Annotated in this window: 16 protein-coding genes and 1 pseudogene; 10 read left to right on the forward strand and 7 right to left on the reverse strand. The window is 47.3% G+C overall.

The features are described from left to right. The first annotated feature begins 85 nt into the window (after positions 1-85). Both H6629_21800 and H6629_21805 read left to right on the forward strand, forming a co-directional pair. Complete coding sequence (locus H6629_21800; protein ID MCB9070417.1) at positions 86-1,153, forward strand: response regulator; 1,068 nt, start codon at positions 86-88, stop codon at positions 1,151-1,153. 17 nt (positions 1,154-1,170) lie between these two features. Then, positions 1,171-1,740: a phosphatase PAP2 family protein gene (locus tag H6629_21805; GenBank protein ID MCB9070418.1), complete on the forward strand. Its 570-nt coding sequence runs from the start codon at positions 1,171-1,173 to the stop codon at positions 1,738-1,740. A gap of 64 nt (positions 1,741-1,804) precedes the next feature. Here the strand turns inward: H6629_21805 and H6629_21810 are convergent, their stop codons facing one another. Continuing rightward, a complete protein-coding gene (locus tag H6629_21810) occupies positions 1,805-2,269 on the reverse strand; it encodes a hypothetical protein (protein ID MCB9070419.1) in 465 nt (154 codons plus the stop codon). A 211-nt stretch (positions 2,270-2,480) separates the two neighbouring features. On the opposite strand from H6629_21810, the pseudogene H6629_21815 reads away from it, so the two are divergent. Next, positions 2,481-3,672, forward strand: a pseudogene (locus tag H6629_21815) (M20 family metallo-hydrolase). 207 nt (positions 3,673-3,879) lie between these two features. Next, positions 3,880-5,901: a LysM peptidoglycan-binding domain-containing protein gene (locus tag H6629_21820; GenBank protein ID MCB9070420.1), complete on the forward strand. Its 2,022-nt coding sequence runs from the start codon at positions 3,880-3,882 to the stop codon at positions 5,899-5,901. Here H6629_21820 and H6629_21825 read toward each other — a convergent pair. After that, positions 5,891-6,325, reverse strand: coding sequence for an acyl-CoA thioesterase (locus H6629_21825; GenBank protein MCB9070421.1), 435 nt, complete (start codon positions 6,323-6,325; stop codon positions 5,891-5,893). The genes H6629_21820 and H6629_21825 overlap by 11 nt on opposite strands. 304 nt (positions 6,326-6,629) lie before the next feature. Here H6629_21825 and H6629_21830 point away from each other — a divergent pair, with 304 nt between their 5' ends. Beyond that, the gene (locus tag H6629_21830) at positions 6,630-8,279 is read left to right on the forward strand and encodes a right-handed parallel beta-helix repeat-containing protein (protein MCB9070422.1); all 1,650 of its coding nucleotides are present in this window, start codon (positions 6,630-6,632) and stop codon (positions 8,277-8,279) included. A 110-nt stretch (positions 8,280-8,389) separates the two neighbouring features. Here H6629_21830 and H6629_21835 read toward each other — a convergent pair whose 3' ends face one another. Beyond that, the gene (locus H6629_21835; GenBank protein ID MCB9070423.1) at positions 8,390-9,931 is read right to left on the reverse strand and encodes a hydroxymethylglutaryl-CoA reductase; all 1,542 of its coding nucleotides are present in this window, start codon (positions 9,929-9,931) and stop codon (positions 8,390-8,392) included. Between the two features lie 318 nt (positions 9,932-10,249). Here H6629_21835 and H6629_21840 point away from each other — a divergent pair, with 318 nt between their 5' ends. The 5 genes from H6629_21840 to H6629_21860 all read left to right on the forward strand — a co-directional run bounded on the left by H6629_21840 (position 10,250) and on the right by H6629_21860 (position 14,381). After that, complete coding sequence (locus tag H6629_21840) at positions 10,250-12,094, forward strand: DUF1566 domain-containing protein (GenBank protein ID MCB9070424.1); 1,845 nt, start codon at positions 10,250-10,252, stop codon at positions 12,092-12,094. Between the two features lie 46 nt (positions 12,095-12,140). Beyond that, positions 12,141-12,755, forward strand: coding sequence for a sigma-70 family RNA polymerase sigma factor (locus H6629_21845; GenBank protein ID MCB9070425.1), 615 nt, complete (start codon positions 12,141-12,143; stop codon positions 12,753-12,755). 97 nt (positions 12,756-12,852) lie between these two features. After that, positions 12,853-13,311 (forward strand): hypothetical protein, encoded by a 459-nt coding sequence (locus tag H6629_21850; GenBank protein MCB9070426.1) that lies wholly within the window; start codon positions 12,853-12,855, stop codon positions 13,309-13,311. Next, the gene (locus tag H6629_21855; GenBank protein ID MCB9070427.1) at positions 13,308-13,814 is read left to right on the forward strand and encodes a periplasmic heavy metal sensor; all 507 of its coding nucleotides are present in this window, start codon (positions 13,308-13,310) and stop codon (positions 13,812-13,814) included. Before H6629_21850 ends, H6629_21855 begins: the two co-directional genes overlap by 4 nt. Before the next feature lie 39 nt (positions 13,815-13,853). Continuing rightward, positions 13,854-14,381, forward strand: a complete 528-nt coding sequence (locus H6629_21860) for a Spy/CpxP family protein refolding chaperone (protein MCB9070428.1) — start codon at positions 13,854-13,856, stop codon at positions 14,379-14,381. Positions 14,382-14,433: 52 nt separating this feature from the next. On the opposite strand, the gene H6629_21865 is transcribed toward H6629_21860, so the two are convergent. The 4 genes from H6629_21865 to H6629_21880 form a co-directional block, all read right to left on the reverse strand. Beyond that, positions 14,434-15,576 carry a M20/M25/M40 family metallo-hydrolase gene (locus tag H6629_21865; GenBank protein ID MCB9070429.1) on the reverse strand — a complete coding sequence of 381 codons (1,143 nt, stop codon included), beginning with the start codon at positions 15,574-15,576 and terminating at the stop codon, positions 14,434-14,436. Continuing rightward, positions 15,548-16,138 (reverse strand): GNAT family N-acetyltransferase, encoded by a 591-nt coding sequence (locus H6629_21870; protein MCB9070430.1) that lies wholly within the window; start codon positions 16,136-16,138, stop codon positions 15,548-15,550. The genes H6629_21865 and H6629_21870 overlap by 29 nt, the downstream gene beginning before the upstream one ends. Positions 16,139-16,140: 2 nt before the next feature. Further along, positions 16,141-16,545 carry a nuclear transport factor 2 family protein gene (locus tag H6629_21875; GenBank protein ID MCB9070431.1) on the reverse strand — a complete coding sequence of 135 codons (405 nt, stop codon included), beginning with the start codon at positions 16,543-16,545 and terminating at the stop codon, positions 16,141-16,143. 283 nt (positions 16,546-16,828) lie between these two features. Further along, complete coding sequence (locus tag H6629_21880) at positions 16,829-18,898, reverse strand: hypothetical protein (GenBank protein MCB9070432.1); 2,070 nt, start codon at positions 18,896-18,898, stop codon at positions 16,829-16,831. Positions 18,899-18,958 lie beyond the last annotated feature (60 nt).

Genomic DNA, 18,958 nt, shown 5'->3' on the forward strand with positions numbered 1-18,958 from the left:
CAAATGTGACTTGACTCGAAATTTGCAATTATTTATTGTATTATTTTTGTTCTGCGACTATCTTATCGGCGTATCCGGAGAAAATATGGTTCCTTATCGAATACTTGTTGTTGATGACGATTATGCCAGCCGACTGATGCTGAAAAAAGCCCTTGAGCATGAACGATATGATGTTACGCTTTGTAGCAATGGTTCCGATGCGCTAAGCTTGTTGAAAGAAAACAAATTCGATCTCGTCTTAACAGATTTGATAATGCAAGGCATTAGCGGTATCGAATTGCTCCGGGAAGTGAAAGAGCTGGATAAAGACATCGCAACTATTTTGCTCACCGGGCATGCTTCAATTGAAACAGCAATTCAAGCTGTTCGGTTGGGGGCTAATGATTACATGCTCAAGCCAATCAATCTCGAAGAATTGCAGATTCGTGTCCGACGTGCTTTCGAGCGTGTTGAGCTGGAAAAACGATTGTACGAAGCAGAACGAAAATTAACTTTTCACGCCACAATTGCAACAACCAACCATGAAATCAATCAGCCGCTGACGGTTATAATTTCTGCTATCGATATGATTAAAATGGAGTTACAGAAATATAATATCGATAACAAACGGTTGACAAATTACCTTCAGTTGATGCAAAAATCGTCCATGCGCATCGCCAATATTCTCAAAAAACTCCGGGAAATTAACCATCCCAAAATTCAGGATGTTCCTTTGGGAATGAAAATGATCGAAATTCAGGACGAAGATGTCAGTATCTTTTCCAAGCCGATGAAAAATCGCTATGTTTTGGTTATCGAAGATGAAGAGAATTTGCGTCACATTCTAAAGGACGTGCTCACGCAGGATGCATTTAAAGTGATTGTTGCCAGAAATGCCCGGGAAGGTTTGGCGTTATATAATAAAGAACAGGGAATGATCGAAACTGTAATTCTCGATTTTAACTTGCCCGATCAAAACGGGTTGGTAACTTTCAACCAATTGAAAGAAATAAACCCCGTTGTAAAAGTTATCCTAACTTCAGGTTTTGATGTTGACGAATCCGTTGAGCAAGCCCTTAACGATGGTGCGCTTCAGTTTGTACGGAAGCCATTTAACCGGCAGCAAATTCTGGAAGCTGTCAAAAAAGTCTATTCCTACCGGGTCAATTCCTAATCCAACCGTAAAAAATTATGCTTCAAATTTTTCAAGACATTGATGTGTATCTGTTTTTTTTAATCAATGTTAAACTCGCCAATGCTTTTCTTGATAAGCTAATGGTTGCAGTAACTCTCAAAGAAAATATGTACTTACCGGGTGGATTGTTGTGGCTTTGGCTGATGATTGGCTGCGGCAAAAAAGGACGCGTTCTGGGAGTGCTGATAATTTTTGCAATTCTGCTTTCCGATCAAATATCCAGTTCGGTGCTCAAACCCCTGACCGGTAGATTACGCCCCTGCAAGTTTTTGGAAGGATTTCGGCTATTGGTGCACTGCGGTAGCAAATATGGATTTCCATCGTCCCATGCAACAAATGTTGCCGCAATCGGTACGGTTTTCATCGGATTTTACAAAAAATGGGCACCCTTTTGGATTGTGTTAATTTTTCTGGTCGGCATATCAAGAGTAGTTGTCGGTGTCCATTTCCCGTTTGATGTGCTCGCCGGCTGGCTTTTAGGTATTGGTATCGGAATACTATTGTTGAAAGGATTGGCACAGCTTCAACAAAAGTATCCGTTACTTCAGTTCCCGGAAAAGCTATAATTTGTTGTTAATATTGTATTTGGGTAAGCGCTGGAAAAATCGGTTTCGGATCAATCAGTCAGGATCAGGCAATCTGGTTTTCTTTTGTTTCTACTGTTCGTTGCAGCCGCAAAATGGTTGTATGATCTTTCTCTGTCAATCGGCGAACAAATTCCTGAAACGTAACATGACCTTCATTTTCATGAACGCCGGTTCTCTTCCACAATTCCTCAGGAACATTGTATAGAAATTTGCTCAATTCACGTCGCTGATTGATAAATGTCCGGCTGATTTCGTATAATGAATATTTGCGATACGGTGTATTTTCCTGTATGCGGTCGACATGAATCATCGGTAAATAGGGATGTTCTTCTTTCAATATTTTTTTGAGCCGCAAATCAACAACTTCATCTTGAATCTCAGTGAGCGTTTGCAAAAAACGCGTTAAACGATGCACAATTGTGCCTTCGATTTCATGAACATTCTCCAACAGGCTGGAATACTGCCGTGAAGAATTTTCAACCATCTGTATGAGTTCTCTATTTTGCATAACTTTTCGTTTTTTGGTGTTCCCGGATTAATTTTGAAATTGATAATTCTATCGTTAAATTTATTGAAGATAATCAATAAATCGCGACAAATGAGGTGACCATTATCACAGAAAATGTGGAATATTTGGTCGATAGAATGGTTAGGAGAAGGCTTTGAACACATCAAATTTGGAAAAAGTAATTCAGCAGATTGCGTCGCTCGAAGCTGAGATGATCCAGTTTCAGCAAAAAATCACCGCAATCCCGGCGCTAAGCCCCGTTAACGATGGCAATGGCGAATGGGATAAGGCGATGTTCATCAAGAATTTTTTGATGGGGCGCGGCGTAACAGATATCCTGCAAATTGATGCGCCGGATGAACGCGCAAAAAATGGTGTCCGACCCAATTTAATTGCCAGAATCAAAGGTCAATCATCGGCAAAAACGATTTGGTTGATGGGGCATATGGATGTGGTGCCGGCAGGTGATTTGAGCAAATGGGATAACGACCCATGGGATGCTGTGGTGAAAGACGGCAAAATTTTCGGCAGAGGAACAGAAGACAATCAACAAGGTGTAACCAGCAGTATTTTCACACTGTTAGCGTTTCTGGATACGGGCGTTCAGCCATAAACCGGCATTTGATTTAGCGGTAATTATCGCTGCGGATGAGGAAACCGGCTCCGAATTTGGGTTGGATTATCTGATGGAACAGCACAAAGATTTATTTCGCACCGAAGATATTATTATCGTGCCGGACGCCGGCGAGCCGGACAGCCGAATGATAGAAGTAGCCGAAAAATCCATTGTGTGGTTCCGGTTTCGGATAAAAGGTATCCAGTGCCATGCCAGTTTACCGGCGCAGGGGAACAACGCGTTCAGGGCTGGTGCGCATCTCGTAACGCGATTGGAGCAATTATACGACATTTTTGATGCGCAAAATACAGTATTTAATCCGCCAACCAGCACTTTCGAACCCACAAAAAAGGAAGCAAATGTGCCAAATGTAAACACAATTCCCGGTGAAGATGTGTTTCATTTGGATTGCCGGTTGCTGCCGGACTATTCGATTGATGAACTTTTTGTTGCTGTTCAAAATATTTGCAATGGCGTTGAAAACGATTTCGATGTGCAAATTGAAATCGGTACAACCCAGTCTGCTGAGGCTGCGCCCCCAACGCCAAACGATGCGGAAGTCGTTAAAAAACTGCAGGTTGCGATCAAAAATATATACAATGTTGATGCTATCCCAATGGGTATTGGCGGCGGAACTGTGGCCACGACATTCCGGCGTGAGGGATTGCCCGCAGCCGTTTGGTCAACTTTGGCGGATGTTTGCCATCAGCCCAACGAATATTGCGTGATCGAATTTATGGTTAACGATGCAAAAGTGTTTGCACATGTGTGTTTGCAAGACGATTGATTGCCGGTTGCATTCCGGTCAAAAAATCGAGTGTTAAATTTCAATATTCACATCGCATCAAATTGATAATATTCAATTTAATTCGGATACTTTTGTATGATTTATGGTTTGCGAAAAGATCACATTTGTGTATATTAACGGGTGGCAGATGAGTTGATATGTCATTGAAAAAATTGTAGTTGTCTCACCAGGGATAGAGGTCAGAGAATGAAGAAGCGCAGTATTTTCTGCATGTTGGGAATCATTGGATGGTTAATGGCCGGTTGCGCCACAACGGTTCCGTACAATAGCCAACCTGCAAATTCAACCAAACCTCAAACGTCTCATGTGGACACCGGTGAATCGGTGCCCAACACGCCGCTGGCACTTCATGCGACCATCAAAAACAGCGCCGATGCAATAATTGAGGCGTATTTATCGCAACAATATGAGCAATCGAAATATGAATTTGAAACGCTGATCCGGACAATGGATCCGCTCCCGCTGGATAGCCGGGCGGCAAAAATCAACCATCTGGACAGGTATTACCCACCCATCGACCAATCCCTCACTTTTGCAATTATCGATGACGATTTGCGTTGGCGAAATGTGCAGCCGGTTAAACCGGTGGAAGTGCCGCCACCTGCCGCTGCCGCAGATTGGGAAAAAGCGGAAATGCCGGACAAATTATTTGCCGATAACCCATCTGGTGCTGACCGTGCATCTCTCGTTATTCCGGGATCTAAAAGCGGCTTCTATTTTGAAAAGGGATTGCACAAATTTATCCAGCAGGAAATCCGCGAAGTTGCCATCCACATGGGCGAGCCGGAAAATTTTAAATTGCCCGATGATTTTGTGAAAGAAATCGAATATTATATTCGCCGGTTTCAAAATGAGCCATACTATCGCAAATTTTTTGCGGAGACACTGCGTCGTTCGCGAAAATACATTCCCGCTCTGCGCGATATTTTTCTGGAAAAAGGATTCCCGGAAGAAATTATGTATCTGGCATTTATCGAATCGGGATTTAATCCGGTGGCGTACAGCCGGTCGCATGCGGCGGGATTGTTTCAGTTTATCAAATCCACCGGAACGCAATACGGTTTGAAAATAAATCGTTCAGTTGATGAGCGGTATTCGCCATACAAATCTGCGGTTGCCTGCCGGGAATACATGCATGATTTGCTGTTAGAATTGGGCAGTTTTACGATGGCGCTGAGTTCGTACAATTCCGGTGCCGGCAAAACCCGTCAGGCTTTGCGAAAATTGGACAGTTTTCGCGATCGCAGTTTTTGGGCTCTCCGCGAAAAAACCAACGTGCTGAAACACGAAACGAGGGAATACATTCCCCAGATTTTTGCTGTGATCGTAATGGCAAAACCGGGTAATCCGCTGCAATTCGGTTTTGATGATGTGCCGTTTCCGCGCAATTATGATACCGTAATTGTGCCTTCGCAGGTGAATCTGGAAAGCGTTGCCAGAAACGCCGGAATTAACATGCAAGAGCTGCTGGCGCTGAACCCGGATTTGGCAGATAACGCCAAACAAACTCCCAAACGTGTGCTCGATTATCCGCTGTTTGTACCGCGCGGAACAAAAAATGCGGTGGACAATGCCGTCAGCCGTCAGGTGAGCAGCAAAATATCCTATTCTGGCAGTAACAGCGGTTCCGGCGGTTCCGGTTCGCAAACCTATCACAGGGTGCAAAAAGGCGAATCGCTGTGGCTGATCGCCCGGAAATACCGGGTTACTGTCAACCAGTTAAAGCAGTGGAACGGACTGAGCGGCAATACGATTTCGTACGGAAAGAAACTGGTTGTTTATCCGGGCAGTACCGGCACGACAGCCGCAGCCCCGCAACGCACCGAACGGGCGGCAGCTAAAACGCCGCAATCGGCTGTATCCGGCTCAAATGTGCTGGTTCAGCAAAATATCTCCCGTGGTGAAAGCTTTAATTATGCCGTCACTGCCGGAAATAATCTCGGTGAAATTGCCGGTGTTTTTGGTGTGTCCGTATCGCAATTGAAGAGCTGGAATAACCTACGTTCGAACACAATTCGCGTCGGGCAACGGCTGAGAATAGTTGCGCAAACGGGCATCCGGTATTACCAATATCGTGTGCAATCTGGTGATACCATTAGCGAAATTGCCAGCCGTTTCAACGCACGGGACAGCATTATTCGCTTTGCAAATGGCAAAAGCAACAATTTGTTGACTGTCGGTGAAGTGCTGAAAATTTTCAGTTTCTGACAGTATTTTCCGGCGAATCAGTGAGCGCCAACGCTTCACGAATAACTTCCGGCAGCCGCATCGGGCGCCCCGCCGCATTAATTACTGTCCACGTAACATCCGCTTCTGCAACCAACACATCGTCAGATTCCCGGAAAATTTCCTGATGAAACGTGCATGTCACCCGGCTAAATGACGCAACAGTGGTGCAAATCCGTAACATGTCGTTAATTTTCGCGGGCGATCGATAAGTAATTTCCACCCGCCGCAACACAATCGAAATACCTTCTTCTTTCAATTTTGGCAGCGATAATCCTGCTTCAATCAACAGTTCCCCTCGGGCATATTCGAGATAATTCAGGTAGGTTGCGTTGTTCGCGTGTCCGTAAAAATCGCATTCGTAACCGCGAACTTTGTGATAGGCGTTAAATTCAGTTTTCTGCAAAGCGACTTCCTCAAACTATAGATTTTTAAATTCACGAATGTTGCGCTTTCGCAGATTCTCCGTCCGCAAATTTCGTAAATTTGATGAAAATAATGATCCGGCACTGTGCAAACTTTGATCAATTTTGCCGTCCCGGTTCAATTTATAAAAACAGGACATTTTCTCCAAACGGGTAATCATGTATAATTATTTCTCAAATATCTGGATTTTATTGCTGTTTACGGAGTTGTTAATCGGCGCAGCGGGATTGGTATGGATTTTGTGGAAACAACGCATAGTTAAACAAAAAATGGAGTTTGGAACGATGCGTTTTTTATGGATTTTATTGATGTTAACCACATTTTTTCTCTACTCATCCCAGGCTGCGGAAATTTATGTGGATGATGTTGCGAGCAATGGCAACGGCACGTTGAACAGCCCGTTCAACAGCATTTCCTCGGCGTTGAACGCTGCCAATCCCGGGGATATTATTCGGGTGTTGCCCGGCAATTACGCCCAAAAAATTACCAGCCAAATCAGCGGAACCTCCGGTTCGCCAATTACGATCCGGGCGCATGATCCGGGAAACCGTCCGGTATTTTCGCTATCCGGAACGGTGATGGACATTTCGCACGATAATATCGTAATTGATGGTATTGTGCTGGATGCGCAATTTTCCGGCAATGATATCGTGCGGATTGACAACGCGGAGAATCTGACGATCCGTAACAGCGAAATTCGCAATGCCACAAAAGACGGCATCGATATGGAGCAATCCAATAATGTGCTCATCGAAAACACAAAAATTCACCACTGTTTGGCGGGAACAATAAACAGCCAGCAGGACGCGCACGGCGTTGTTGCGGTAACTTCCACTAATATTACCATCCGCGACTGCGAAATTTATTACGTTTCCGGGGATTGTTTTCAGGCTGACCCGAGTCGTGGAACACCGGTTTGGGACAACGTGCTCATCGAAAACAGCAAGTTGTGGACCGGTCCGCTGCCCGCCGATGCCGCAGGGTGGAATGCCGGTGAAGTTCCCGGCGAAAACGCCATCGACACCAAAGTGAACGGCAGCTCCGGCAATGCTAACTATCGGGCAAAGCTGACCTTACGGCATGTGGAAGCCTATGGGTTTGTCCCGGGTTACATCAGCAATCGTGCGGCGTTCAATATTAAAGAAAAAGTAGATTGTTTTATGGATGGCGTTATCGCACACAATAACGAAATCGGTTTCCGGTTGCGGGGACCCGGCAGTAACGGCGGTGCGCACATCACCATAATTAACAGTATTGCGTATGATAACGAAACAACTTTCCGAACGGAAGATGATCTGGAAAAATTGCTGATTTACAACAGCACTTTCGATATTGGTACCGGAAATCGCTATTTCCAGAATGCTAGCGGCGGATACGATCCGGCGGGATTCGATTTGCGAAACTCGCTGTTTCTCGGCACAAAACCAAGTGATGCGTCGCAGCCGTCCAATCTTTCGGCGAACGCGTCGTTTTTTGTCAACCGTTCGTCAAACGATTACCGGCTGAGCGGCAGCAGTCCCGCCATCGATGCCGGGGAAACTATCGCGATTGTGACCCACGATTTTGCGGGAAATTCGCGAACGGCGGGGCAATATGATGTTGGCGCATTTGAAGGCAATCCTGCCACCGGTATCGATGACGATGCCGCGCCGCTGGAAGGATTTCGGCTGCAGCAAAATTACCCGAATCCCTTCAATCCGGAAACGACCATCGAATTTTCGATGGCATCCGCCGGACGCGTAACGTTGGAAATTTTTGATGTGCTCGGGCGAAAAGTGCGTACGCTGGTTTCCGATTTTCTGCCATCCGGCAGCTATTCCCAGCGCTGGAACGGGCGAAATGATGTTGGTGATCTGGTGGAAAGCGGCGTTTACGTGTATCGGTTGCAGGCGGGCAATTTTAGCCGCATTCGCAAAATGCAATTGATTCAATAAAAAAAGGGCGAATAAAAAAACTTCGCCCAAACAATGAAAAAACAAGATGTTGAGAGCTGCCATAAAAATGCGGCGGGACGGGAGGAACCCAACTCGCCGTATTTTTTTTGTCAACGATTTCTGCCATATTGTTCGTGGCTGGAAACCCAGTCCGATGATGAAATAGCGGAAGCCAGCGACAACTCGCCAGCCAGCACAACGCCCGCCACAATTTCCGCAAATTTTTTGACTTTCCCGCGACCGTAACAGCCGAGCATTTCGAGGCACTCTTTTTGGGTCGCCAATCCGACACCGCCGCCGTAAGTCGCTACAATCAGCGATGGAATGGTGATGGAAATATACAGATCTTTTTCCGGTGTAATTTCAGTATAAATAATGCCGGCGGAGGATTCCGAAACGTTGGCGACATCCTGTCCGGTGGCGATAAACATCGCGGTAATGGCGTTCGCGGAATGCAATCCGTTGTTGTTCACGCCCGACAAAAAGCTGCCGATTCCCGCCACACCGGCGTGATAAGCCAGGCTTTCCGGCTCAACGCGCATCACCTGAACTAGCACATCGCGTTTAATCAGCGCTTCCGCGGTTACGCGTTTGCCGCGCGTGCGCATAATGTTCACCTGCGATGCTTTTTTGTCTGTCGCAAAGTTCGATTCGAGGAAAAATCGTTTGATACCTTTGTAGTGATCGAGAATCCAGCTGCATGCGGCAAATGTTGCTCGCCCAACCATATTTTGACCTGCGGCATCGCCGGTGGTGTAATTGAAACGCAGATAGGCAAACTTGCTCGCGAGGTAAGGGTCAATATATTGTAGCTTGGCGACGCTGGATGTCGTTTCCGCATGTTCCGCTATCGTTTTGAAATTTTCCTGCACCCATTTTACAAATTCGCGGGCTTCGCGGGCATCGTCGAAAACGAACACCGGTGCACGTTGCATCAGGTCGTCCACAACGCTGCATTTTACGCCGCCGCAGGAGTTGATCAATTTGATCCCGCGATTATACGACGCCACCAACGTGCCTTCCGCAGTTGCCATCGGGATCAAAAAATCGCCTTTGGCGTGCTCGCCGTGAACCGTCAACGGACCGGCAATGCCCATTGGCACCTGCGCCACGCCGGTAAAATGTTCGCAATTGCCCTGGGTAATGTGCGGGTCGAACGAGTATTTCGCAGAGTGTTTCAGCGAAACACCGGTAATTTTCTCAACAAATTTTTGGCGGGTCTGGATGGCTTCTTCGGAGTAATCATCGGCGTCATTCCGGGGAATGCGCACGGTGGTTTCTTTGATATCCGAGATGCTGTCTTCGACATTTAACTTCAGTTTGCCAAAGGGTTTGGTGTCGAAAACCAGCAATATCTGATGTTTGCCTTTTTCCAACGGGCTGCTTTTTGCCCGGATGTCGATGGATCTGCGCAGCGGAAAATCGAGTGGATTTTTGCTCAACGTTGCGGGATCCACCGCGTTTTCGCCGCCCAAATCCAGTGAAATATCGGATACTGAAATGGATTTTCCATCGATTTCGAGACTGCGAAACCCGGTGAGCGTTGCATCACTCAAACGGTTTTTGAGAGAAAAACGGATGCCATCCGTTGTGTTTTCCAAACTGCCGAACGTGTACAATTGTTTAAGCAACAAGCTGGGAACAAGTGCCATTAAAATGTCCTCCTGAAAACAGTGATGTTAATATATCAGCAATAGATTGGTGTCGCAATCAGCCGTAAAACCCGGAATAGTAAAATATTAGGTTCATATTATTTAGCGAATATTTTCCAAAAAAACACGAAAAATTCTTACAAATTTTACAGCGGCTGCGCAGGAAATATCTTTTTTATTGCATTTTTTAGCGGTTTTACCGTAACCTGTTACCTCAAGCCCGAACATTTTCCGACTCCGGTTCCGCACATTGGATGTGCGGCATTCTGCTATTTGCCAATCGGGCTGATATATCATTGAAACACCGGATAAAATCGCATGGCAATGATTACCTTAACCTGGCTGTGGGACGGTGCAACGGGAACCCTGGTTCTGGTGACGTTGGTGATTCTTGTTATCTCGCTGTTAATTTGGGCAATGGAGCTTTTTTGGAAACGGTATTTTGCAACAGATTTTATCTATCAGCCGGGTGAAATTTTTCCGCAATCCTATCAAACCTACGATCCGCTGAAGCCGGAACTCGCTGAAAAATATAATATTTATCTCCACCAAAATCTGGAAAAATTTATTGCAGGAGAGGAACGCTGGCAACCGGTTATCGATCCGTTTGCGGAATTTGACGAGCTGCTTAAATCACCGGATTCTGAACGATACGTAATGATTCTGGCTGCGCCGGGAATGGGAAAAACCGCTTTTGTGAAAGGCTGCAAACGGTGGCAGCAAAAAAAATTGCATCATCGATTGAAAGTGGCACATCTGCCGTTATCCCGGAGGGAGGCACGATTGCGACTGGTGCGGCTGCCCAATCCGCGCCAAACCATCCTCATTTTGGACAATCTCGAATCACTGTTTCTGCCCGGTGTTTTCCCGGACAAAAAGCTAAAACGCTGGATGGATAAAACCCGAAAATTTCCGTTGGTGATGTTGATCGGGCGGATGGAAGGTTTGCCGCCAATCAGCAGTGTGCCCGAAAAAAAGGGGCTTTGCAAAATCGATAGTCAGCCGTTTCACGAATATGAATTTATCCTGTACCGGATTGCACTTCCCGATACACCCGACCGCAAGGAATGGGTGAACAGCACCGTGCCGTTTTATCAATTTCGCAAACGAAGAGCATACGAAGAATGGCTGGAACGTAATCCAAAATTTGTGAACAAACCGTTGTTTTTACATTATTTACCATATATTGCAAATGAAACGTTGGTGAACCATCGGGAAGGTTACCGGTTGATTTGTGAGCACGCTGCAACCGCTACGGCTGCGCAGATGAAGCCGCAAATTGAGCCGCATCAGCTGCTGGATTTTTGGGAATCACTGGCGGAAATTTGTTATCGTCAGCGCATGAGCGGCGCCGGTGGTGCTGTTTCACAGGAAAAATTTGAGGATTGCTGCCGTAATTGCCATATCGATTTGCATCAGTGGAAACCCGGAAATTTGTCTTTGGTGAAAAAAGACCAGCTTGGCAAATGGTTGTTTGCAGAACAAAGTGTTGAAGAATATCTGGTGTCGCGGCGATTTTTGGCGCTGCCGGAGACATTTGACGGATTGCGTTTTACCAAACAACTCCAAACTTTTTTGTGGGATACATTTTCCGATGAAATCACTGCCGGGCGCGAGCTCTCCGGCGATTGGCTGCGACACGGCGATTTCTCCGCGTTTCGGGTGCGCCTGCCAAATCAGCCATCGCATGAGTTGGAAATGGATGACATTCGCCCCAAGATGATTACCGAAGTTTTGGAGCGATACCCGTTTTTTGATCGCGTTCACCAGCCGAATGCTCGCGGATTGCATCATTTGTTCGAGCCGAAAGTGGTGAATGGCAGCAAAGTTGTTGTCGATCACTGCACCAATTTAATGTGGGACCAAAGCGATCCGTTCCCGAAAATACCGATCCGCGAATTTGAAAATCGCCTGAAAATTGTCCGTTACGCCGGATTTTCTGACTGGCGATTGCCAACTCTGGAAGAAGGGTTATCCCTGTTGCATCCGCAAACCGGCGATTCAGCATACATTCATCCGGCGCTGAGCGATCCGCGAACGGAAATCTGGCTTGCGGAACGGGATGCGCCGGATAGCCAATGGGTGGCATTTTTCGCCGAAGGCACCTGTCGCCCGGCGCACGTTTCCGATCGCCATTTTGTGCGGCTGGTTCGAAATTGCTAATTGATATTTTTTTTGAAAGATTTACCGCCGACAACTGTCTAACTTGTTGAATGATCGAATTTCCGGCGCAGATCGTTCCCGGAAATCAACGGATGCGGACGAAGCAAAAGAGAGAATCTGGATGACATTTGAGGCGATTTATCGTGAATATGGCGATAAAATAATGAATCTGGCCTACCGGATGACCGGAAGCAAAGAATCCGCACGCGATATGACGCAGGAAATTTTCATCAAGGTTTACGAAAATATGGACAGTTTTCGGGGAGATTCTCAGGTATTTACCTGGCTGTATCGCATCGCTACCAACCATATTTTTAATTTCCTGAAAAAAGAGCGACGCCGTAAGTGGTTGAATTTAATGGACAAACCGCTGTCCGAAGTGCTGCAGGAAGATCAGATCGATCCGTTATTCTGGAGTCGCAGCGCACCGCAGCCGGACCGGCAAATGGAAAAATCGGAGCGCGAAAAACGTGTGTGGCAGTCGATTCAGCAACTGTCGCCAAAATACCGGGTGCCGCTGGTACTCAATCGATATGAGGATATGAGCTATCAGGAAATCGCTGAAACCATGCAACTCAGCCTCAGTGCGGTTGAATCCCGGATTCATCGCGCCAAAAAAGAGCTGGTCAAATTGTTGGAGCCATATATTATGGATTTGTAAAAAATAACCCGAACGGGTCAAAAAAAATGATTTTTTTTGAAAGATTTGGTTTAAAGAATGGTCTAATCCATTGAAAGCAAAAACGAAGGATGTAAAAATGAGCAACCATGTGACATCAAAATTTCTGGATTGGTCCGAAGGCAAACTGAGCCGCGAAGCGCAGTCCGCCATCGAAAGCCATCTGTTGAAATGCCCGAAATGCAAAGCCTATTTCGAGCAGATGAGCGATATGATGGACGTGGTTGACCGGAGTGCGTTACCGATGCTGGAAGCCGATCCGTTTTTACCAACCCGTATAGCCGCGCTGGCACGGGAAAAACAGCAGCTTTCGCGTCGCCAATTGCTCAATCCGGCGCGCCAGTTACGCATTGCATTTTCTACGTTGATGTTGGTTGGCGCAATGGGTATCGGCATTTTTTTGGGAAAAGATTTGGCGACAACAACCCAAACATCCCAAAGCGAGCAGTTGAGCGATTATTCCACGGTTATTTGGGATAACGGCATCGTTGAAAACATGGATGCGGTTATCGAATACACCCTCGAGGATGGGAAATGAAACCGAAAATTCTGATTGGCATTCTGCTGTTTCTGATCGTCGTCAATGTGGCAACCATCGGCAGTTTTTTCTACTTTCGCATGCAACATATGCCACCGTTGGATGAACGCCCACCGTTGGGGGCGCTGCTGACACCCGAAAAAAGAGAACAATTGCACACAATGATGCGCGGGTTTCAGGAAGAAATTCACCCCATCCGGCAAGAATTGCAGGTCAATGAAAATGAATTGTATCAATTATTAATCAGCGAATCACCCGATCGCGAAATGATCGATCAGAAAATGAATGACATCAGCCGGCTGCGTCAGGAAATTGCTCAAAAAGCAATCGACCGGATGCTGGTTGCCAAAGAATTTATGAACGAAAAAGAGCAAAGAATATTTTTTCAACACTTGCTGGAGAACCGGATGGGCCCGAGGGAATTCGGCAAGCAACGATTCCGTGGCAAACAACCGCCCCCATTTATGCGGGATCGGGATAATCCCCCGCCACGGGGTAATTAACAAAAAACCGATAGAAAATTTGTAAAAAGGAGATTTAAAATGAAACGATTCACCCAAACTTCGATGATTGCGATGTTGATTGCACTGTTCAGTTTTGCAGCGTTGGCACAGCCGGGTGGCGGCGGATTTCGTGGACCCCGCGGTGGCGACGACGATGATTTTGGCCCGCAGCGCGGCGCACGAATGGCAAAATTTCTGGATCTCACAGAAGAGCAGAAAACCAAAGTTGAGGATATGCGATTGAATCACCAGCGCGAAATGCTGCCGCTGCGTTCCGAAATGCAAGGCTTGCACACAGAGCTGAAACTGGTTGAAACCACCGAAACATACAATGCCGCAAAAGCGGAAAGCCTGGTGAAAAAAATGGGCGAACTGCGCACAAAAATGCACCTGCAGCGGTTGAAAAATCATCAGGAAATGCGCAGCTTGCTGACGACGGAACAGCGCAAAAAACTTGATTCGATGATGCTTTCCCGTGGCGATGGTAACGGACGCGGCATGCGCGGTGGCAAAGGCGGACACGGTCGCGGAATGGGGCAGGGAAGAGGCTGCCCGAACTGTAATTAAACTGACATCACATCTGCAATAAAAGAAAAGCCCGGCAATTTACCGGGCTTTTTTATTGAGATACGCAAACTTCAGAAATTATTGCTGCGTAAAGTTGCGCAGCCTGATTTAATTCGTCAATCTGCACAAATTCTCCGCGCCGGTGGGCGGAAGTTAAACAACCGGGTCCGCAAATATACGGATTCATTCCGGCATCTAAAAACATCCTGGCATCGGAGTGGGATCGAAAAGCAGACGTATTTAGCGGCAGATGAGATGCATCAAAAGCAGTGTTAAATTTTTTCCAAATAGCTGTTTTTTCAAGATGATAGCCCGCGGACCAAAAGAGCATATCGTGCTGAAAATCCACTTCCGGGTGATGCTGTTGGACTTTTGTTTTGGCAGATTCGATAATGGCGCTTACGGAAGCCGCATCCGCTTCCGGCGGCAGATGAAAATCGAGCAGCGCCTCGCAGTTTTCGGCAACCACAAAATCCGGTTCGCCGCCATGTATTTCCCGGGGATTGATTGCTAATTCCCTGTGAAAGGGCAGTGTTTTTCGCAGGGTAAAAATTTCGCTCAGCCACGAGAGCATTGCTTCGATGGCATTTGCGCCAACTTCCGGCAACGCCGCATGCGCCCGTTTGCCTTTGCTGTGCAGCCGGCATTCCAGATAGCCAAAATGTGACGGACACAATTGCAACTGGGTGGGTTCGCCAATGACAACTTCCGGTGCAAAATACTCTTTCACCAATGCTTTGGAACCATCGCCGTATTCTTCCTCTCCGACAACCAGCGCCAGCGTAACACCTTGTTTTAATTCAACTTTGCTGTTGGCAACCGCAATAATCGCTTCCGTCATTGCGGTGCAGGCACTTTTCATATCTGCGGCGCCAAGCCCGTATAATTTGCCATTGGAAATGCGGGCGTGATGCCCTTCGTCGTGCCACAACGCAACGGTATCGATATGCCCGACCAGCATCAGCGCGGATGGCTGCGGTCCGAGTGTGACGATCAGATTGGCGCGTTTATCGCCGGCAGTTACGGGAACCGGTTGCCGGCCAACCGCGATATTTTCACGAATCAGGGCGTTTTCGAAAACCATCGCGGCGGCATTTTCCGCGTATGTCGGGCTGTATTCGTCAATAACGTTAACGGCTAAATTGAGCAGCCGTTGGTAATCCAAATTAGTTTGTATGATCTGGTGGCTTTTCATCAATATTCCGGGGGGAAACTTTGGTTTTGCGGTGGGTGGTTTTCCGCCCCTTCTTTTTCAGATATTGCGGGTGATTAGAGAGGTTGCGCGACAAATAAATTTGCCCGATTTCATTTTTGAAACCATGTTTGCGAAAAAAATTGAGCGCCGGGTGGTTTTCTTCTTCGGTGTCCACCAGCATCATCCGGCAGCCGCTTTCGATAAATAGCTCGGTAAGCCGATTAAACAGGCGCGAGCCCAAACCGCTGCGATTCAGCGCGGGTGAAACGCCCAGCCATTCCAGATAACCGTATCGCCAGGAGTTGTGGCGTTTTTCGATCAACGATCCGAGGGCGAATCCCACAATCTGATCATCTTTTTCCGCAACCAGACAAAATTCGCCGTCGCCGGCGAACAAATTGACCAATTCGTACTGATCCCAGGTGCGGTATAAATTTGGCCATTCGCTGGCGGTAAACAATTCTTCGCCCAGCGAATAAACGATGGGCAAATCTTCCAATTCCATTTCGCGAATCAGAATATTGCCGCCATTTTGTTTCGGAGTTGTTGCATTTGGTTTCATCGTTACGCCACCCAAAATGCAGCGGCAATTTTTGCCGTGTCCAAATATGTTTGACATCGTTTGATTTTTTGGTCTTTCAATTCAAAAATCATTGTCCATTCACTTTCGAATTCGTTTTCTGTTGAAATGGAATAGCCGCGAATAAAACCGGTTACGGCAACGCGTGTATCCTGTGCAATAAAGTCTTTTGTCGAAAATTCCAGCGTTTCTACAGAGCTGGCCAATCGTTTGAAAAATTCCGGTACAGCGGCTTTTCCGGTGAATGTTCCGGCGTAATAAATATCCGGTTCGCCGGGATAAATCCACTGCACGTCATCGGCCATTTCCTGCATCATGGCGGTTCGGTTGCCTTTTATGAAATTCTCGCAGAATTTTTTTACAATTTTTAAACTCTCATCCGTTTTCATCAATTATCCTCTTAAAATTTGGTCAAATTTAGTATAAATGATTTGCACAAAACAATACTATTTTTTTGTTCGGAACAGTAAAAATCCGACCCGAATTGGAAAAACAGCCACACTATTTTCGGGCGTTTTGTGAATGATATGAATGCGGATTTGTTCCGGGGAAAAAAATATTTGCGGTTTTGAAAAATGAGGATCAAAACATAGGGAACGGTGATTCCCAAAATGTGATCTTTTTATTGGACTGAATTTTGAGTGGCGATGTAAACAGCTGTATTTATAGTATTTATGGATTAACGCCGATAGAATAATTATCGCCATCGATCAGCGGAATGGTGCCGGTCCACTGCGCGGCAGATTCCCGCATATCATCTGCATCTTGCGGAAAACGATTGTCGTCGGGCAGCATTTGCCAGATTTTTACAAAATTGTCGCCATTCCAGGTTATAATTTTTTTGCCGCCATCCACAAAAAACGCGCCGGTTAACTGCTGCACCACTTCATCTGCCGGTAAATGTTGCAGCACTGCCGCCGGTTGCTCAGCTGTTGCGGATGCATCCCAAATCCGGAACGCGCCGTCGCTGCCGCCGGTTACCAGCCAGCGGTTGTCCGGCGAAATCAGCCCGAAAAATATGCCGTTGCTGGCTTCCGATTTGCTGTTCCGGTGGCGCATATTTCCGGCTATGGCTGTTGGCGGATTAACTTGCCAGAGCCGCGCCGTGTTGTCAAATCCCCACGAAAAAATGCGATTGTTCGCATCGTCGAGGATCGCGCCGAGCACCCAGCCATCGTGCGAAAATGGCGGTGTAATCGCATCACCGGTTTGGGAATCCCACATCCGGAGGGTTTCGTCGCTGCTCCACGATAAAATTGCCGCACCGTCGCGAACGTAGGTTGCGCCCAAAACGGCATCGTTGTGGCGCATGGTTTTGGCAAATTTTTGCTGCCCGGGCAGCGCCCATTGTTGAATGCTGCCATCTGTTGCCCAAATGAGCACGCGTTTTCCCGACGGATGATATTGCCCGCCGTTGAGCGAACCGGAATGGCGCATCGGGCGGGAAATTGGCGTGCCGCTGCGCGAATCTTCGCGAATTGCGGTGCTGTCGTCACTCCACATCAGGAATTCCTCACCGTCCGGCGAAAACGCGATGCCGCCGATCCAACCATCCTGCGGCGATTCGCTGATCAGTTTACCGGTTGAAATATCCCACAATCGCGCGGTGAAATCGTCTGCGGTTGTCACCAGTCGTTGCGCATCCGGCGACAGGTGTGCCTGCAAAATGCCCGATTGATCGGTGAAAATAATCTCGCTGTTGCCGGTGGTCCGGCTTGTCCGGCGAACCTCGCCGTTGTTGCTCCAGCTCAAAATGGCATCGCCATCGGGCAGCCACGCCACACCGCTGATTTTTTCGGAATGGGTGATGGTTGCGGGGCTGTTTTTTGCGGATTTGAGCTGCCAGATTTGAGCGGTGTTCCCGCCCCAAATCAGCAAATTGCTGCTGTCCGGCGATGGCAAAACGCCGGCAATTTGCGCCGGATGTTTGATGGTTTGATCCAATTTTGCAACCGGCCAAATTTCTTTTAATTGGCTGCTGATTTGCGCTATCAATCCGGATTCGGGCGACTGGTCGTACGCTGCCGCCAGCAAATGCAGCCGTAACAGCGGGTTGTTATCGAGCGTTGCCACCCGGCTTTCGTTGAGCAATTGTTGCGCGCGGGCGTTATTTAATTCCTGAGTAGCAGTGGCGCGTTGCTGCAACCACCAAAACAGCGTCAAAAATACCAGGCTCAGCGCGGCGCCGATAATCAGGCTCATGCGCAGTTTTTTGCTGCGATTTTGACGTTTTAACTCCAAATCAGACAATGTTTTAACATCGATAGTTGATAACCGGGAAAGCAGCGTCAGCCACGATTCAAACGTGCCGGCATCACTCGCGGGATGGGCCAGTTTTTCGATCTGCCGAATTACAACCGGACGGGTGGAAATACCGGCGTCCGCCATTGCCTCCGGCAACACATTTTCGCTTTCTCCGCTTTTTGCGAACAGAACAGGGACAATATCCGCAGCATCGCGAACAGCCAAAAAATCGCGGATTTGTTGATTCATTTGCGGATCGCGGCGCGTTTCCGGCGAATAGGCTGCCAGAAATTTTTTGGAATGTTGTAACGGTTGGGTAAAAATTTCTCCCTGATACATTTTGGCAACTTCCGGCGAATCCAGAAATATGCGCAAATGGCGATGGGCAAATCCCATTTCCGGGTGTGGTGCATAATTGGTCAGCGCGGTTTCGAGTATCTCGACGGCTTCCGCATCTGCGTCGCTAAAGCAAATATAAACATCATGTTGGAATTTCATTTCCTGCGGGTTCCCTGTTCTCAAAAATATTTTTTTGCTTTCCAAAACTTCGCCTCAAAG

This window comes from Calditrichia bacterium (assembly GCA_020634975.1).
GTDB lineage: Bacteria > Calditrichota > Calditrichia > RBG-13-44-9 > J075 > JACKAQ01.

Excerpts from the sequence above, each read along its gene's own strand:
- H6629_21840 (MCB9070424.1), top strand. The coding sequence starts at position 10,250 with ATGGCAATGATTACCTTAACCTGGCTGTGGGACGGTGCAACGGGAACC.
- H6629_21850 (MCB9070426.1), top strand. The coding sequence starts at position 12,853 with ATGAGCAACCATGTGACATCAAAATTTCTGGATTGGTCCGAAGGCAAA.
- H6629_21810 (MCB9070419.1), bottom strand. The coding sequence starts at position 2,269 with ATGCAAAATAGAGAACTCATACAGATGGTTGAAAATTCTTCACGGCAG.
- H6629_21820 (MCB9070420.1), top strand. The coding sequence starts at position 3,880 with ATGAAGAAGCGCAGTATTTTCTGCATGTTGGGAATCATTGGATGGTTA.
- H6629_21870 (MCB9070430.1), bottom strand. The coding sequence starts at position 16,138 with ATGAAACCAAATGCAACAACTCCGAAACAAAATGGCGGCAATATTCTG.
- H6629_21830 (MCB9070422.1), top strand. The coding sequence starts at position 6,630 with ATGCGTTTTTTATGGATTTTATTGATGTTAACCACATTTTTTCTCTAC.
- H6629_21875 (MCB9070431.1), bottom strand. The coding sequence starts at position 16,545 with ATGAAAACGGATGAGAGTTTAAAAATTGTAAAAAAATTCTGCGAGAAT.
- H6629_21865 (MCB9070429.1), bottom strand. The coding sequence starts at position 15,576 with ATGAAAAGCCACCAGATCATACAAACTAATTTGGATTACCAACGGCTG.
- H6629_21855 (MCB9070427.1), top strand. The coding sequence starts at position 13,308 with ATGAAACCGAAAATTCTGATTGGCATTCTGCTGTTTCTGATCGTCGTC.
- H6629_21880 (MCB9070432.1), bottom strand. The coding sequence starts at position 18,898 with ATGAAATTCCAACATGATGTTTATATTTGCTTTAGCGACGCAGATGCG.
- H6629_21800 (MCB9070417.1), top strand. The coding sequence starts at position 86 with ATGGTTCCTTATCGAATACTTGTTGTTGATGACGATTATGCCAGCCGA.
- H6629_21835 (MCB9070423.1), bottom strand. The coding sequence starts at position 9,931 with ATGGCACTTGTTCCCAGCTTGTTGCTTAAACAATTGTACACGTTCGGC.
- H6629_21860 (MCB9070428.1), top strand. The coding sequence starts at position 13,854 with ATGAAACGATTCACCCAAACTTCGATGATTGCGATGTTGATTGCACTG.
- H6629_21805 (MCB9070418.1), top strand. The coding sequence starts at position 1,171 with ATGCTTCAAATTTTTCAAGACATTGATGTGTATCTGTTTTTTTTAATC.